Raw genomic sequence first — 16,660 nt, 5'->3', positions numbered from 1 at the left:
AACATAAAAGCCAAGTCATGACAACTCAAAAGAGAATAACTCCTTGCCTTTGGTTTGACACTGAAGCAGAGGAAGCCGCAAAATTTTATACAGGACTTTTTGCGAAATCAGAGATCGGTACCATTTCCCGGTTTGGGAAAGAAGGTTTTGAATTCCATAGGAAGCCCGAAGGATCGGTCATGTCAGTTAATTTTAAGTTGAAGGGGCAGGATTTCATGGCGCTCAATGGGGGTACGGAGTACAAATTCAGTCCATCGATATCTTTTTTTGTGGTGTGTGAAAGCATTGCGGAAGTGGATTTGGTATGGGACACGCTCTTGGCAGGAGGATCGTCCATGATGGCCTTGGATAAATATGAATGGAGCGAAAAATACGGTTGGTTGAATGATAAATACGGGATCTCCTGGCAAATTTCATACGGAAAAATTGACGAGGTTGGCCAAAAATTCACGACCACTTTTATGTTTGTCGGCGACCAGTTTGGCAGGGCGGAGGAGGCGATACATTTTTATACCTCGATTTTCAAAAATTCAAAGATTCAAGGGATATTGAAGTACAATGAGGCCGATGGGGATATTCCCGGAAAAGTCAAACATGCACAGTTCAAGCTTTTGGGACAGACATTTATGGCTATGGAGAGTTCCCTTGTCCATGCTTTCAACTTTACACCCGCTATTTCCCAGATGGTCTATTGTGATACGCAGGAGGAAATCGATCATTATTGGGACAGCTTCACGAGCGAAGGTGAAGAAGTACAATGCGGCTGGCTCGTGGATAAATTTGGTGTTTCCTGGCAAATCTTGCCCAGGATGCTGGAAAGGGAAATGGCGGACCCTGAAAAATCCAGAAAACTTACCGCAGCCTTTTTACCCATGAAAAAGATGATCATCAAAACACTGGAAGAAGCGATCGCATAACTTCCTGAAAGCGAAATTTTCCCAGGTATCTGTTTTTTTCAGATTCTGATTCTCCAATAAAAAATTGAATTTTCGTCCTCAATTCTACTCAACAATGCCATGCCAGAACTACCGGATTTGGAGGTTTTAAGTCTTAATTTGAATCCTAAAATAAAAGGGAAAACCATAAAAGGCATCAAGGTTTATCGACCTAAAAACCTGAATGTTTCCACTGAAAAATTGAAAAAGAGAATTGAAAATCAAGCCATTAGGGAGTTCAGAAGAGACGGGAAGCAATTGTTGATGGAGTTTGAAAGTGGTGAAATCCTCGGTTTCCAATTGAGGTTGAATGGATGGATCCAATTTTTCAAGGAAAGCAATCCGCACAAATACGCCGTAATGGAGCTGTATTTTCAAGGTGGAACAGCATTGGTGTTGACTGACCCAAGAGGGTTGGCCAAGGCTTTATTGAATCCTGTAAAACCCAAGGGCATCGATGCCATGTCCAGCGCGCTTACACCGGAGTTTTTAAAAGAAAAGATGGCAGGGAAAAGTATCTTGATTAAAAAATTCCTGATGGATCAGGATATTATCCAAGGAATTGGAAATCGCTATTCGGATGAAATTTTATGGAAAGCGGGTATTTCTCCATTTTCGATTTGCAATAAAATTCCACAAGAAAAAATCCATGTGCTTTCAGATGCCATCAAAATTGTTTTGGGGCAGACCACAAAACAAATCCTTGACCATCATCCCGATAATGCCAGCGGAGAAATACTGGACTTCCTCCTTATTCACCATCCTAAAAAGAAAAAAAGTCCCACAGGAGCTTCTATCCAAACGAAGTTGATTGATTCCCGAAAAACCTATTTTACCTCCGAGCAGGAATTGTATGTTTAGCAAATGGAAAGGGGAAAAGAGAGGACGATGCATCTTTCAACTTTCACAATTTTAGGGATCCTTATTTCCTCTCCCCAGTAAATGATAATGTGAACCGATTGTCGATCGGCAAAGTGAAATTTAAATAGCATTGATACTGAATCGTCCGATTGCGACCAAAAGTGTACGGATTTTTTGAGGCTGAAATTTGAAAACGGCCTTGATGCCCCGCATCACTGTTTTTTTTATGGTATGGAAGATGAAAAGATCTACCGAACTACATTCAACATTTTATAAAATTCATCTTCAGGAGAAAGCCATGCTCAAAAATTACTTCAACATCTTTCTGAGAAACTTTAAAAAAAGTCCAGTCTACGTCCTGATCAATATTTTTGGTCTTGCATTGGGCATGACGGTGAGCATCCTGATATTTTTGTTTGTACAGCATGAACTGAGTTATGACCAATACCATGAAAAAGCGGACAAAATTTATCGTGTTTCAAGGTCATGGACAGATCAGAATGGTGAAATCAGTCTTCATCTCGGACATGCAGCGCCACCATTTGCACCTTTGTTGAAGTCCGATTTTGGTGCCGTGGTCCAAGAATCCGTCAGGTTGATGAGCAATAATCCTTTGGTGAAATACCAAGGGAATTCCTTCACAGAGGAGCGCTTTTATTTTGGCGATCCGGAGGTTTTCAAAGTTTTTTCCTGGACACGCATTGATGGAGATTTGGACAATGCCCTGACTTTTCCAGATGGCTTGGTGATCACTGCATCTACTGCAAAGCGCTATTTCGGAAATGAAGATCCGATGGGGAAATCCATGCAAGTGGTGATCGGGGACAATACAATTGAAATGCAGGTTCGGGGAATCGTTGAGGATGTTCCTGACAATTCCCATTTCAAATTCGACATTCTGGCATCCATGAAGCCGGTCGAGGAATTTTATGGAGGATTGGCTCAAATGATGCAGAATTTTGGCAGCAATAATTTCTCCACTTTTTTATTGTTGAACGATGGAGCTGATTTCCATGAGCTGGAAAATCAGCTTCCCGCGTTCATAGACCGCCACATGAGCCCAAACAGTGAAGGCATCCCCGCTTCAAAAGGTACCCAACTGAAACTTTGGCCGCTGAAGGACATTCACCTGCATTCCAATTTGGATTCAGAAATGGAACCAAACAGCAGCATTGAATATGTGTACATCTACTTAGCGATTGCACTTTTTATCCTGCTGATTGCCTGCATCAATTTTATGAACCTGTCCACGGCACGATCCTCAAAAAGAGCCATGGAAGTCGGGCTTCGAAAAGTAATGGGTGCTGACAAAGAACTCCTGATCCGTCAGTTTATGGGAGAGTCCATATTTATGGCATTTGTCGCCTTGGCGTTTGCCCTGATTTTGGTTTACCTGACGCTGCCGATTTTCTCGGATTTTACCGATAAGGATTTGCATCTTGATTTTTTGGAACATCCTGCTTATTTGTTCTGGATAGTGATTTTGGTGATTTTCGTGGGTTTGATTTCCGGAAGTTATCCAGCACTTTTTCTATCCGGTTTCGAACCGGTGAAGGTGATGAAAGGCACCTATAAAATCGGCTCTATCCATGAGAAACTAAGGTCCATTTTGGTGGTCGGGCAGTTTGCCATTTCCATTGTCCTGATCGTTTGTGTGATCGTCGTGATCAATCAGTTGGATTATATGAAAAGCAAGGATCTGGGCTTTGAAAAAGAGGGGATTTTGGTGCTTCCAGCTTACACACAATTGACGGATAACTTTGAAATGATGCGGGAAAGGTTGAAAAAACAGCCTGGAATTCTAGAAGTTAGCCTTGCCAGCAGGATTCCTTCGGGCCGCTTGCTGGATTCCCAGGGAACGAAGGCCGAGGTGGGAGGGGAGCTTTCTCCGATCAATATCCGGATTGCAGATGTGCATGTCAGCCATACATTCAAAGAAACCTTTGGGATGAAAATGGTCGCGGGGCGTAATTTTGATTTCAACTTGGCCAGTGATTCTACACAAGCATTTATTTTGAATGAAACCGCCATTCGAGCGATTGGCTGGTCAAATCCTGAGGAAGCCGTAGACAAGCAAATTGAATATGGAGGCAGAAGGGGATATGTGGTGGGCGTATTGAAAGATTTCCATTTTGAATCGCTGCATCAGCCCATTGTCCCCATCATTTTTATGATCCCGGAAAACCGATTTGGCAATGTAGCCATCAAAATTCAATCAGACCGGAAAGAAGAAATCATGGAATATCTCAGAGGGGAATGGATGGCCATGCGTCCGGATTCTCCGGTGGAATTCACTTCTGTGGAGGATCAGTTTCTCCGTCAATATGAAGCGGAAGAGCGGATCGGGACCATTTTCGGGTTTTTTGCCATGCTGGCCATTTTGATTTCGGTATTGGGACTGTTTGGCCTGACAGCCTACGCAACCGAACAGCGAACCAAGGAAATCGGTATCCGGAAAGTGATGGGGGCGAGTGTCTTCAATATAGTCACTTTGTTAGGCAAGGATTTCTTGAAATTGGTTTTGTTGGGATTCCTCATTTCGATACCCATCGCTTGGTATGGCATGGATCAATGGCTGGGTGGATTTGCCTATGGCATTTCGGTTTCCTGGGTGGTATTCCTGATTGCCGGTTTGAGCGCCTCACTGATCGCTTTGGTTACTGTCAGTTCGCAGTCAATAAAAGCAGCCATGATCAATCCTGTGGATTCCTTCAGGGTTGACTAGAAGTGGATACACCAAATATTGGATTTGGCTTTTTGCCATTGTACGCCCCATTGAATGAAGGTGAAATCGGGATTATACCCTTCACCTTAATTCAACTGGGTCTTTCAATCAAAATTTCATCCTGAATAAATTTGCAGTTTGATTGAACTTTACCTTGCCCAAATGGGTAACATAGAGGTATAAGTGTATTTTTAAACAATCGAGAACATGCAAAATATCGAAAACAAAACTGCCTTCATTACAGGAGGTACCAAAGGAATAGGTTATGGAATCGCTGCAGCCTTGGTGGCGCAGGGAATGAATGTGGCCATCACAAGCAGATCACAGGAAAGTGCTGACAAAGCAGCTGAAGAGCTCAATAAAATTGGAAAAGGAAAGGCCATAGGTTTGGAGGCGGATGTCAGGGATTATTCTTCCCAGGAAAACGCCATCAACAAGCTTTTGGATAAATGGGGAAAATTGGATTTGTTGGTCGCCAATGCCGGTATCGGTCATTTTGCCAACATTGAGGAATTGACCTTGGCGCAATGGCATGAAACCATCGACACCAACCTAACCGGTGTATTTTACAGCATCAAAGCCGGATTGAAAGCATTGAAAGATTCGAAGGGTTACTTCATTTCGATTTCCAGTTTGGCCGGTACCAATTTCTTCGCCGGAGGATCAGCCTACAATGCGAGCAAATTCGGAGTGACCGGATTTTCCCAGGCAGCCATGTTGGACTTGCGTCAGCATGGAATCAGGGTGACCACCATCATGCCGGGATCTGTAGCCACACATTTCAATGACCATGAGCCAAGTGAAAAAGATGCATGGAAAATCCAAAGCGAAGATTTGGGCCAAATGGTTGTGGACTTGATGCAGATGCACCCAAGAACGCTTCCAAGCAAAATCGAAGTGAGGCCAAGTATGCCAGGATAAGGCACATTCGTCCGCCAGCGAACAAAATTGTTCGAATAAAATAGTTGTGATTTCCCCAAAAATACCCTGAATCGAATAATTCAGGGTATTTTTTATGGCACAGGATTGGGAATAGGTTTTAGGACGGAAGAGGGATGCCGCACATGGGCACTGCTTCCATCGAACACCTTTCATCAAACCCTTTCTTATGATTTCATTGGGCAATATTGATAAATTCATCGACTCGCGTTTTCAGCGGGTGTTTATTTTAAAGGGAATCAACCTTAGTGTCGGGCAAGGTGAATTCCTGACTTTGATGGGCCCTTCGGGAGTAGGGAAATCAACGCTTCTGAATATTATCGGACTTTTGGATGATGATTTTGAGGGTCAATACAGCATTGATGGAAAATCCATACAAAACATGAAAGACAAGCAACGATCGGCCCTACACAAATCTGAATTTGGGTATATTTTTCAGGCCTATCATCTCATCGACGACTTGACGGTCTATGAGAATATCGAAACGCCATTGCTCTACAGAGGGGTTTCTGCCTCCGAAAGAAAAAGCATCATTGCGGATTTGTTGGACAGATTCAAAATGGTGGCAAAAAAGGATCTGTTTCCCGAACAACTTTCTGGAGGACAACAGCAACTGGTAGGCATTGCCCGAGCAATCGCAGGCAAGCCGCGCATCTTGTTGGCGGATGAACCTACGGGAAACCTGCACTCCGCTCAGGCAAAGGAAATCATGGAGGTTTTCAAGGAATTGAACAAGGAAGGGACCACAATTATCCAAGCCACACATTCAAGGGAAAACGCCGATTTTGGCACCCGATTGATAGAGATGCTCGATGGAAGAATCGACAAAGACATTGCCCTTTAATATGAAAAAGATACTCTTTACTTATTTGATTTTCGGTTTGTTTGTCGGGAAAATAAAGGCTCAGGATACCCTAAGGCTTACCTTCCAAGAAGCAGTTGAAATCGGTCTAAGACAAAATCTCAACTTCCGGACTTTGAACAACCAACAGGAAGTGCTCAAAATAGAGAATCAAGCTGCCCGTATGGGTCACCTTCCCCGTCTGAACGCAAGCAACAGCTTTTTTCGCCAAAGTGGCCAACAGTATCAGCAGGTTGAAGACCAGTTAATCGTCACCAACCTTACCAATAACAGTATTTCATCTTCCGTGAATATGACCATGCCGGTTTTTAATGGAGGAAGAAGGATCAACATGACAAGGGCCACAAGCTTTTTCAAGGAAGCTGGTGAAAATGAGATGGAAAGAGCTGCACAGGAAATGATGTTCACTGTTTCCCAGCAATATCTTCAAGTGCTGTTGGATGAGGAGTTGTATCGGATAGCGCAGGAGAATTTGGCGAACCAAAAGAAACTGTTGGAACAGATAGATGGGTTTGTGGAGGCTGGGTTGCGGACACTTTCCGACCAATACAACCAGCAATCCGAGGTGGCAAGACTGGAAACAGTTGCCTTGAATGCCAAAATCCAATGGGAAACAGATGCTTGGATCTTGGCTGAAACGCTTCAGCTGGATTCCAATACCATTCCAAAATTAGAGGGAATATCCTTGACTCCGAGTAGAAGTGAATACTTGTCCATGCCCTTGGAGGAATTGTACGATTTATCAATCGGTCAGCGAAAGGATTTCAAACAGCAGCAACTTTTGGAGGCTGGAAATAAAAAAATGCTGACGGTCGCAAGGTCTGTCTATTATCCTCAGATCAACGCATTTTTCAACTACAACACCTTCTATACCTCCTTTGACGATAGAAGGATAAACGAACAATTGTTCCAAATCTATCCGCAACGCACCCTTGGACTATCCTTGACCATTCCCATTTTCAATAATTTCGAAAACAGACTCTCAGTGACCAGAAGTAAAGTTGAGTACCAAAACCAGCAATTGGAAAAATCAGCTTTGGAAAGAAGGATTTCCCAAGAAGTGAAACTTGCCTATGAAAATTACAAAGCATCCATAAAAAGGGAAGAGGCGACCAAATTGCAATTGACTGCAGCTGAGGAAGCACAAGTGGCCATTTCGGAAAGATTCCGCTTGGGCGTCAGCAATTTTGTGGACCTGTCCCAAGCCAACCAACAATTGGTGACTGGCCAATCCGATTATGCCCAATCGCTTTTTACCCTCTATTTTCAGGAAATCATTTTGAAATACGCTTTGGGTGTTCTTGAAGTGAATTAGAAAAAATGGATTGCAGGCTTGAATCTTGATATCGTTTCAGCAGACAGATACTACTTGAATAAATTATAGACGCGATTGATTTCTTTGGACCAAGACCTTGGATTCCGCAAAGGCCCACCAAGATGCGCTTTCAGGAAGTCGGCGTGTTTGTCATTGATCAGGTCAATGGTTTTCTGTTTTGCTTCCTTGTTGGTGGTTTTTCTCCTCGAGCCTTTCCTGATTCTGTAATAAAACCCGGTGATGGGAAGTTTCACGACTTCACCCCCAGTTTTGAGCATGTTCATCCAGAATTCCCAGTCCTCCCAACCCCAAGTCATCCTCTTGTCATAACCGCCGCATTTTTCCCAATCGCTTTTGCGGTACATCGCGGACACAAAAACCATATTGTCCAATGCCAATGCACGCAAGGAAAATGGTTTTAATTTCCAGGGCCCTGTTTTTTCACCGAATTTCTCCGCTTCGCAATATACGACTTTGACATTGGGATCGGATTCTAAAATTTTGACGGCCTCAGTGATATAGTCTCGATTGATTTTGTCATCCCCATCCAAAGGAAGGATGTATTTGCCGCTGGCAACATGGATACCTGCATTTCGGGCTTGGGCAGGACCTTGGTTTTTTTGGGTAATGGCCTTGATTTTATCCGGGGATTTTTCGCCCAACTCCTGTGCGATTTTAAAAGAAGCATCCTTGGATCCATCATCGACGATGATGATTTCTAAGTGTTCATATTGGCTTTCCAAAACAGAATGAACGGCCTCTTCCAAATAGGCTGCCTGGTTGTAGCAGGGCATGATGATACTGACTTTGGCTGCGTTCATGGGGAAACCTTGGATGGATTGGAAATCAAAATTTTGTATTATTTCAAACTCCTGCAAAGGTATTGGTTTTCAATAAAATTTGGGATAAGGAATGTTTTATATGGAGTATTTCTCTTTTTTCAAATTGGAGTTGGAAAAGAGTCGCATTTTTGATGGCCGAACGACTGATTTCCTTTTTTTGATTTTTGCAAAAATGGGTTTTTCAATCACCGAATGGGTAATGGATTTAGCCACAACACTTTACCGCGTGCGATGAAAGTTGATCTCTAAAATTTCGAAATTACGGTGGGGTGGTTAGTCAATTTCCTTTTGCTTTTATATGATAAATCGTAAGTTTTTTAAAGGTTGGTAAGTTACTGAAAGTGCCTCAATTGAATGAGATAGCCTATTTTACCCCAAAATACCACGGAAAATTCAATGAGCAATCCCCGAAAGGATTTTAAAAATACTTTACTTTTCCTCGATGATTCCTTATCTTTGGCAAAAGGTCCGGGTCGCCGACTTGTTCAAACTTCACAAATTATTATTACACCGAGTGAAGCCCTTTTCAAAAACAGGCCTCATCCATTTCTACTTCGGTAAATGTGGACCTAGCCCTCAAAAGTTAGGATAACAGTGGAAGTTTGCGATTTTCAGGCAGCTCAAATCTTGTCAGTACGGAGGTTTGCAACACTCTAAGACTCGGATCTTTTTATTTTTTTCAGGAAGGTGAGAAAGGATGCTCTCGTCTCCTCAGCAATATTGAACACAAAGGTTCCTCCCAAATACAGCAAAACAATCAATACCGACCGCAAGGCCAAATCCCCTACACCGGGCTCCATTTCCTTTAGCAACCAATCCTGAACAAAGAAAATGAGAATGCCTAAAATCACAATCTTTAGGATATCCAATGAAAAAGGCTGAAAGCCCAATCTCCATTTGATATAAAAAAATTTGATCAAGTTGTAGAAAAACATGGCCAGAAATGAGGCCACGGCTGCGCCTTCAATCCCGAAAATCGGAATCAAAAACAGGTTCAAAACAATCACGGCAATACTCATCAGAAGCGTCGCGGTGATGTTGAAGAGGTAATATCTTGAAAAAACGATGATTTCTCCATTGATGGAAAAAAGGACATCAGAGAGTTTTCCGAGGCCTATCCACAAGACCACCCATTTACCGGTTCGGTACAATTCATTGTTCGGGATAAAATGGTAAAGGTTGTCAATGTTTGCCCAGACGCCCAGGAAGATCAGCGTACAGAGCAAAAGTTGGTGCACCGCGACATCTTTGTAGAGTTTCCCGACTTTGTCCAATTCCATTTTTTCGAAGTACTCCGAAACAAGCGGCATGACCACTTGGGAAATAGCCCTTCTGGGCATCTCGATGACTACAGCAACCGAAAACGCGATGGTATAAATGGCATTGGCATCCAATCCAATCATGGAAGAAACCATCAGACTATCGATTTTCATGATCAGGATGGCGCCTGTGGTACCCAATAAGGTGATCAAGCTGTATTTGATAAATTCCGTTTTGAAGCCTGCGGGAAAGGATTTGAATTTGAATTTCAATTTGAAAACCTTGATTCTTACCATATAAAGGATCATCCCCATCAAGGAGATAAAATAGACCAAAGCCAATCCCCACATCATGTGATCAAATGTGATAAATCGAAGAAAATAAGTGCCTACCAGTATTGAAACCAACAAGCGCAGGATCACCTCCCTAAAAAATGCAGGCACTGCCACTTTGATAAATGAGCGGCAAAAGGAATCCAAAATCGTGTTCAGGACAGAAAAAAGGGTGATGAAAAGCACCACGCCGAAGAAATCGACCACCTCAGGCGAATTGACGGCAAAGGCTGAAATGATGGTTTCCTTAAATACAAAAAACAAAATGGCCACCAGGATAAATCCAAAAAGCGTCAGCAGGAGGCTTAGGGTGAAAAAGGAAAATTGTTCGGATTTGACTTTGGGATAAAAACGTGTGATGCCATTTCCCAATCCCAGTTGGGCAAAGGGGACAAAAAGCAAAGCCATGTCCTGGATGGTCCGGAATATCCCAATCTGCTCCGGATCCATGGCATAGGGCATCAGCCAGAGCACATTGAAATACCCGATCAAAACCCCCAGATAGGAGGAGATGGTGGTCAGGAGACTTTGCTTGGCTAATTTTTTCATGGAAATCAAAAACGGTTTCTTGGGGAATAACAATTTCCCAACGGGTATCGGTACTTTATCTTTTCCCTTAGGCTTTTGCGATGATGTTGCAAAACTCAGGAAGCTTGGTTTTGTCCAAAGGACTCGTTTTCCCTCTCAATCCTATCAATTCGAATCGATAACCTAACTTTTCCAAAAGTGCAAAGATATCGGAACTGCTGTACCCAGCGGCTTGGCAGGCAGTTTCGTTCAATTCCAAAAACAGGATGGGCCTGAAGCGTTTGAGGGTTTCTACGGCACCTTTCAAGACCATCAGTTCAGCTCCTTCCACATCAATTTTGATGAAATCCACCTGCTGAATGTTCAACTTCTCCACCTCCGCATCTAAGGTGCTCAAGCTGATTTCTTCCAGGAAAGCTGTTTTCCCAGGCCCCGGGAAAAGCGTGTTTACGCCTTCGTTGTATGGGTCATTGGAATAGAGTTTCAACCGGCCCGGCTGATCGGAAAGTCCCATCCGAATTGGGAATACGAAGTCTCCGAAACCTTCATTGATGCGAACATTTTCTTCCAGCTGGCCAAATAAAGTGGATAGTGGCTCAAAGGCAAATACCTTTCCGGATGCCCCAGTTTTCCTCGCAGCCCAAAGGGTGTATTCCCCTTGATTTGCCCCGATGTCCACAAGGGTTTGCCCTTTGTTTACCAAATTTTCCATTGCAAAAACAGGCGCCCAATCGTGTGCCCCTCTCCAATAGATGGCCGAACCCATTTGTTTGGAGAGATCCAGCTTCATTTTAATCCCCCTAAATTGGATGGTTCTCCATTTGGGTGTCAATTGTTTGTCTTTAAAAAGGCCCCGAATGAACATCACCAAAAAGTATCCGCCTGGAATGACGTAAAGACTTCGGGTGAATTGAGATACTAAACTTTTCATAGCGTGGATTTGAGGCAAAGTTAATGAGGTAAATAGGATAATAGTTGTTTTTTCCTGTTTTCCAATGGGTAATCCGAAACAATCCTTTCCCGAGCGATCCTTTCAAGCCTGTTATTTTCTTTGGAAATCAGGGCCTTATTCATCAATGTTTGGAGCAATTCCGGATCACGGTGCTCAATCAGATATCCGGATTGACCGATGATGTCGGGGAGAATATTGACCTTGCTTCCGATGGGAATGCAGCCACAAAGCATGGCTTCACACAGGGCGCAACCAAAACCTTCAAACACCGACAGCTGGAAATAGAATCGGATTTTGCTGTACAGTGACTTGAGTTGAGCAGGCTTCAATTTTCCCAGGAAAAAAATGTTTTCCGGTAAATCGTATTGGTTTTTGGGAGCATCCAAACCGGCAAAATAAAACCTGCAGTCGGGGAATTTCCCTGCCATATCGCAGATCAAATCTCCACCTTTCAAGACAAACTGATCCGCAGACATTACCGTCAAAAATGATTTTTCTTCCCTTTGAACCTTCTCTTCAGCCTGCCAAAATTCTATGTCCAGACCATTTGGGATAATGTGGTATTCCGTTTTGATTTCCGGAAAGTGGTGCTGAAACCCGTTTTTAATCCTATTGCCCTTGACAAAATAATCGTTTTCAGTCTTTACGAGTGATGCACTTACCGGGAAGAGACATGTTGCCCACTCATAGGATTTTTTGCAAACCCATTTGAGGATTGGGATTCTCAGACTCCCGTAATTCAATTCTGGTATGGAGGCACAATCCGTCCCGTGTAGGACAATGAAAGCAGGTTTCCCAAAAATCTTACCCAGAAGTGTTGGGAAAAAGGACCAATATCCCCCAAAAGAGATAAATATGAACTTTATCGAAAGTATATTCCGTAGGACAAAGAAAAACTGCTGTACCAAAAAGAGCGGCGCCAGCCGTTTGTTTCGCCAGGAATAACTGTTCACGACCACCTCATGATTCTCTGAGAGGATCTGAATGTCATTGGTGATGAAGGACTGAAAAGAGGGCGTGACAAAAAGGATTTTGGGCTTCTTCATGCCTTGGTGTCTTTAGTGGGCATTTTTTCTGGAATAGAAATGCAAACCCACACCGGCTATCAACAGCAGGACGATCAGATATTGAAATGCGACCACGATGGTTTTGTATGAATAGTAAGACGAAGGCTCAAAACGCATCTCCACCACAGATTCTCCCACAGGTACCACCAATCCTCTGAGCAAATAATTGGTCCTGATGATTTCCGTTTCCGCTCCATTGACAAAGGCCTTCCAGCCTTTTGGGTAATAGATCTCTGAGAAAACAACCAATCCAGCTTCCTGGGCATTGACAGTATAATTTAACTTGTTGGCTGCCCGATCGGTGAGTTGAACGGTACCGGATCCGGCGACGATGTTTTCGAATTCAAGGGAATTGACCGTTGCCTCGGCTTTGGTGTTCATGGTGTTGAGCAAGCCGATTTCCTCATCGTTGGTTTGAATACTTCGGATAGTGGCGGGAAACCAAGCCGGTCCGTTGGCTTCCGGATTTTGGAACACGGAATTCTCGGCTTTTCCGGCCATGATGTATTTCGTGTTCAGCATGTTGAGCGCATTCAGGCCACCATAATCAAAATTCCCTTCTTGGGCTTTTGTGATGAATGCATTGATTTCGGGACTCAAAACATTTTCGATCAATTCTTGGTAGCGTCGCATCTTTGCTCCGTGGTAGCCACCGACACTGTTGAAATAATAACTGGTTCTTGCTTCATTGAAGGGGTTTTCCAGATTCAAAACCCTAAAATAATCCTTATCCTGAAGTATTTTTTCGTCGGCGGGACTTTTGGCGAAGAATTGCTCGGCCGGACTGTATTGTAAGGATCCTTCGTTTAAATAGCGCTTGTTGATGCTCCAAAGGTCCACCACCAGCAATAGCGCAATGCCCCAGCCTGCGATGGTATAGGAGATTTTGTCCTTCAGCACTGCGAAAATCAGTCCTGCTGAGAGCAAGATGAAAATGAAACTCTTGATCGCGCTGGTTTTGAACATTGATTTTCGGTCCTCCTGAATGGAAGAAATCAACCAATCCGGAAGGTTTGCATCCACCGGGGCTCTGAATCCAAACATGCCGGCCACCAAGAACAGCAAAAGACACAATCCTCCGGTGCTGCCAAAAGCGATCAGCAGATTTTTCTGGGTTGAATTGGTTCTCGAGGCATTGAAAAAATGCTCCAATCCCATCGCTCCCAAAACAGGAATGGCAAAAAGCGCCATACACAAAGCCATGGAAACTGCCCGGAATTTATTGTACCCGGGCAAGAAATCGAAAATGGCATAATTGAACCATTCCAGGTTTTTTCCCCATGCCAAAAAGAAAGATAGCAACACAATGCCAAGGAAGACAAACCGGTAGGTCTTTGGCGCATAGATGAGGCCCAACACAAACAGGAAAACCATGACGGCACTTCCATAAATCGGGCCGCCTGTCCCGGGTTGATCGCCCCAGTAGGTTGGCGATCCTTGAATAAATCCTTGGATTTGGGCATTCTCAACACCATTGGCCCGCAATGCTTTTTCTGTCTCGGAATCCTTTGGCAGCGCCTCGCTGCTTCCCCCTCCATAAAAGAAAGGCACCAAAAGCGTCATGGTTTCCAATTTTCCCTGGGACCAATTGAATGCATATTCTTTCCCTAAACCGTCTTGGGAACTTCCCGCCGCAGTCAGGTTGGCTTTGCCCCTTGTGGAATAGGCTCCATATTCAAATACAGCTACAAATCGGCTCAAATTTGCCCCCACAGCCAACACTGCCCCGAGCATTAAAATGGGGATTACCTTAGCAAAAGAAGGGAGTTTTTTGTTCACGTAAGCCAATCTGAGTTGCCCAATTCCATAAAACACGACGATCAAAATGGTGTAATAGGTGATCTGAAGGTGGTTGAATTTGAGTTGGAGCATCAAGCCCAACGTAAACAGCGCAAGGCCCAGCAATTTTTTTCCACTAAAAGCCAAATGAATTCCTGCCAATATCAAGGGAATCAAACAGATGGCCCAAATCTTGGCATTGTGCCCCGCATCCAAACTGATCAGGTGGAAGGTGTTGAAGGCAAAAGCAATGGCACCGCCGATGGCAAACTCCGGTCGGATCTTGAAACTGAGTAGCAGGATATACATCGCCACCATGCCAAAAAACAAGGAATTGATCGGATGGGGGAGACCCAAGGTGAGGACTTTGGTCAGGAAATTGGTGATGTCTCCCTGGATTTCAAAGCTCACCAAGTAAGCGGGCATGCCGCCAAACAAACGGTTGGTCCAAAGGGCTTCTTCACCCGTCTGCGCCCTGGTATCCAAGATTTCTTTCGCGGCGCCTTCCCATTGAAGGATATCGTTTTGAAAAATGATCTTGCCATCAAAAACGACAGGGGAAAAATAAAATAAAACAATGGCGTAAAAAACAGTAATCCCAATGAAATGGGGAAGGATATCTTTTTTAAAGTTGGCTTGCATCAGCGAAGGATTGACTTTTGTTTTTTTTAATAGCTTGCAAATTAAAAAAATATAAAGAATGTCTATAAGGTATTGTTCAATTCAAATGAAATAAATGAATGGATCTAAATCTCAATATTTTGAATTTCGTTTCGAATTCCATCATTTCCTTGCATTTTTACAAAAAAGGATTTCTTGGATTGATGCCAAAGTGCCGTCAACTTCATACTTCTTTCAACACAATTCCCCATCATAAAATTAAAATTCCTATTTTTGTTCCAAATAGAATAGCAAGGCATGTTTGATAACCTCAGTTTAAAATTAGATAGAGCTTTTAAGACCCTCAAGGGTACGGGAAAAATCACCGAGATCAACGTCGCATCAACCGTCAAGGAAATCCGAAGGGCCTTGATAGATGCCGATGTGAATTATAAAGTCGCCAAAGAGGTGACCGATACGATCAGGGAGCAAGCTCTTGGAAGAGATGTCCTGATTGCGGTTTCCCCAGGCCAATTGTTGATCAAGATCACCCAAGAAGAGCTTACCAAGCTCATGGGAGGCAGTAAAGCGGATATCAACCTAAAAGGCGATCCAGCCGTGGTTCTTATTTCCGGTTTACAGGGTTCTGGTAAAACTACCTTTTCAGGCAAGTTTGCCAGCATGTTGAAGAAGCAAGGCAAACAGGTACTCCTGGTGGCTTGTGATATCTACCGACCTGCTGCGATTGACCAATTGAAAGTATTGGGAGAGCAAATCGGAGTGGAAGTGTATGCCGAGCCCGAAAATAAAAACGCCATTGAGATCGCCAACAATGCGATCGCCTACGCCAAGAAAACCGGTAAGAAGACGGTGATCGTCGATACAGCCGGTCGTTTGGCAGTGGATGACGTGATGATGAAAGAAATTGAGGCTTTGAAAAAAGCCTTGAATCCTTCCGAGACATTGTTTGTGGTCGATTCCATGACAGGTCAGGATGCTGTGAATACTGCCAAGACATTTGACGAAAGGTTAAATTTTGATGGCGTCGTGTTGACCAAATTGGATGGTGATTCCAGGGGTGGTGCAGCGATTTCGATCCGCCACGTCGTGAATAAACCAATCAAGTTTATTTCCACGGGAGAGAAAATGGAAAACATCGATGTTTTCCATCCGGATAGAATGGCGCAAAGAATTCTCGGAATGGGGGATGTCATTTCTTTGGTGGAACGTGCCCAGCAGTCCTTTGACGAGGAAGAAGCGGTAAGGATCAATTCCAAAATCAGAAAAAACCAATTCAATTTTGATGATTTTCTTTCTCAGTTGGAGCAGATCAAGAAAATGGGTAACTTGAAGGACATCATGGGCATGATCCCTGGAATGGGAAAAGCCATGAAAGGAATGGATATCGATGACGATTCGTTCAAACCGATCGAAGCGATCATCAGGAGCATGACTCCTGTAGAACGTGAAAACCCAGACATGATCGATGGCAGCAGACGAAAAAGACTTGCCAACGGAAGTGGAAGGACGATCGTGGAGGTGAACAACCTGATGAAACAGTTCAACGACATGAGGAAACTCATGAAACAGATGAATAAAATGGGCGGTGCCCAAAAAGCCCTCGGTGCAATGATGCCTAAAGGAGGGAAAAGATAAAGACATA

The 16,660-nt window shown here is 43.6% G+C and carries 12 protein-coding genes; 7 read left to right on the top strand and 5 right to left on the bottom strand.

The genetic code is table 11. The annotated features are described in order from the left end of the window. Window positions 1-17 precede the first annotated feature (17 nt). The 6 genes from F824_RS0109705 to F824_RS0109680 all read left to right on the top strand — a co-directional run bounded on the left by F824_RS0109705 (window position 18) and on the right by F824_RS0109680 (window position 7,637). On the top strand, window positions 18-917 hold the full coding sequence (locus F824_RS0109705; protein WP_019597689.1) for a VOC family protein: 900 nt from the start codon (window positions 18-20) through the stop codon (window positions 915-917). A gap of 99 nt (window positions 918-1,016) precedes the next feature. Further along, a complete protein-coding gene (locus F824_RS0109700; RefSeq protein ID WP_019597688.1) occupies window positions 1,017-1,796 on the top strand; it encodes a DNA-formamidopyrimidine glycosylase family protein in 780 nt (259 codons plus the stop codon). A gap of 238 nt (window positions 1,797-2,034) precedes the next feature. Next, complete coding sequence (locus tag F824_RS0109695; RefSeq protein ID WP_236613166.1) at window positions 2,035-4,521, top strand: ABC transporter permease; 2,487 nt, start codon at window positions 2,035-2,037, stop codon at window positions 4,519-4,521. Window positions 4,522-4,728: 207 nt separating this feature from the next. Next, entirely contained in the window at window positions 4,729-5,442 is a 714-nt protein-coding gene (locus tag F824_RS0109690; RefSeq protein WP_019597686.1) for an SDR family oxidoreductase, read from the top strand. Window positions 5,443-5,629: 187 nt separating this feature from the next. Further along, a complete protein-coding gene (locus F824_RS0109685; protein ID WP_019597685.1) occupies window positions 5,630-6,304 on the top strand; it encodes an ABC transporter ATP-binding protein in 675 nt (224 codons plus the stop codon). A 1-nt stretch (window position 6,305) separates the two neighbouring features. Next, window positions 6,306-7,637 carry a TolC family protein gene (locus F824_RS0109680; protein WP_033405285.1) on the top strand — a complete coding sequence of 444 codons (1,332 nt, stop codon included), beginning with the start codon at window positions 6,306-6,308 and terminating at the stop codon, window positions 7,635-7,637. A 50-nt stretch (window positions 7,638-7,687) separates the two neighbouring features. On the opposite strand, the gene F824_RS0109675 is transcribed toward F824_RS0109680, so the two are convergent. From F824_RS0109675 to F824_RS0109650, 5 genes are all read right to left on the bottom strand, one after another. Then, window positions 7,688-8,458 (bottom strand): glycosyltransferase family A protein, encoded by a 771-nt coding sequence (locus F824_RS0109675; RefSeq protein ID WP_026333616.1) that lies wholly within the window; start codon window positions 8,456-8,458, stop codon window positions 7,688-7,690. A 674-nt stretch (window positions 8,459-9,132) separates the two neighbouring features. Continuing rightward, window positions 9,133-10,620 (bottom strand): oligosaccharide flippase family protein, encoded by a 1,488-nt coding sequence (locus F824_RS0109665; protein WP_019597681.1) that lies wholly within the window; start codon window positions 10,618-10,620, stop codon window positions 9,133-9,135. Between the two features lie 67 nt (window positions 10,621-10,687). Further along, window positions 10,688-11,530, bottom strand: coding sequence for an FkbM family methyltransferase (locus F824_RS0109660; protein ID WP_019597680.1), 843 nt, complete (start codon window positions 11,528-11,530; stop codon window positions 10,688-10,690). Window positions 11,531-11,550: 20 nt separating this feature from the next. Then, window positions 11,551-12,597: a glycosyltransferase family 4 protein gene (locus F824_RS0109655; RefSeq protein WP_019597679.1), complete on the bottom strand. Its 1,047-nt coding sequence runs from the start codon at window positions 12,595-12,597 to the stop codon at window positions 11,551-11,553. A gap of 12 nt (window positions 12,598-12,609) precedes the next feature. Then, window positions 12,610-15,039, bottom strand: coding sequence for a glycosyltransferase family protein (locus F824_RS0109650; protein ID WP_019597678.1), 2,430 nt, complete (start codon window positions 15,037-15,039; stop codon window positions 12,610-12,612). Between the two features lie 276 nt (window positions 15,040-15,315). Between F824_RS0109650 and ffh the strand changes: the two genes are divergently transcribed. Next, window positions 15,316-16,653 carry a signal recognition particle protein gene (gene ffh / locus F824_RS0109640; RefSeq protein ID WP_019597676.1) on the top strand — a complete coding sequence of 446 codons (1,338 nt, stop codon included), beginning with the start codon at window positions 15,316-15,318 and terminating at the stop codon, window positions 16,651-16,653. Window positions 16,654-16,660 lie beyond the last annotated feature (7 nt).

The organism is Rhodonellum psychrophilum GCM71 = DSM 17998 (genome assembly GCF_000381545.1).
Lineage (GTDB): Bacteria > Bacteroidota > Bacteroidia > Cytophagales > Cyclobacteriaceae > Rhodonellum > Rhodonellum psychrophilum.
This window is presented reverse-complemented; position numbering and strand designations above follow the sequence as displayed.

What these genes read in the sequence shown, in the direction of transcription:
- F824_RS0109685 (WP_019597685.1), top strand. Translation starts at nt 5,630, where the DNA reads ATGATTTCATTGGGCAATATTGATAAATTCATCGACTCGCGTTTTCAG.
- F824_RS0109650 (WP_019597678.1), bottom strand. Translation starts at nt 15,039, where the DNA reads ATGCAAGCCAACTTTAAAAAAGATATCCTTCCCCATTTCATTGGGATT.
- F824_RS0109690 (WP_019597686.1), top strand. Translation starts at nt 4,729, where the DNA reads ATGCAAAATATCGAAAACAAAACTGCCTTCATTACAGGAGGTACCAAA.
- F824_RS0109680 (WP_033405285.1), top strand. Translation starts at nt 6,306, where the DNA reads ATGAAAAAGATACTCTTTACTTATTTGATTTTCGGTTTGTTTGTCGGG.
- ffh (WP_019597676.1), top strand. Translation starts at nt 15,316, where the DNA reads ATGTTTGATAACCTCAGTTTAAAATTAGATAGAGCTTTTAAGACCCTC.
- F824_RS0109675 (WP_026333616.1), bottom strand. Translation starts at nt 8,458, where the DNA reads ATGAACGCAGCCAAAGTCAGTATCATCATGCCCTGCTACAACCAGGCA.
- F824_RS0109665 (WP_019597681.1), bottom strand. Translation starts at nt 10,620, where the DNA reads ATGAAAAAATTAGCCAAGCAAAGTCTCCTGACCACCATCTCCTCCTAT.
- F824_RS0109655 (WP_019597679.1), bottom strand. Translation starts at nt 12,597, where the DNA reads ATGAAGAAGCCCAAAATCCTTTTTGTCACGCCCTCTTTTCAGTCCTTC.
- F824_RS0109705 (WP_019597689.1), top strand. Translation starts at nt 18, where the DNA reads ATGACAACTCAAAAGAGAATAACTCCTTGCCTTTGGTTTGACACTGAA.
- F824_RS0109700 (WP_019597688.1), top strand. Translation starts at nt 1,017, where the DNA reads ATGCCAGAACTACCGGATTTGGAGGTTTTAAGTCTTAATTTGAATCCT.
- F824_RS0109660 (WP_019597680.1), bottom strand. Translation starts at nt 11,530, where the DNA reads ATGAAAAGTTTAGTATCTCAATTCACCCGAAGTCTTTACGTCATTCCA.
- F824_RS0109695 (WP_236613166.1), top strand. Translation starts at nt 2,035, where the DNA reads ATGAAAAGATCTACCGAACTACATTCAACATTTTATAAAATTCATCTT.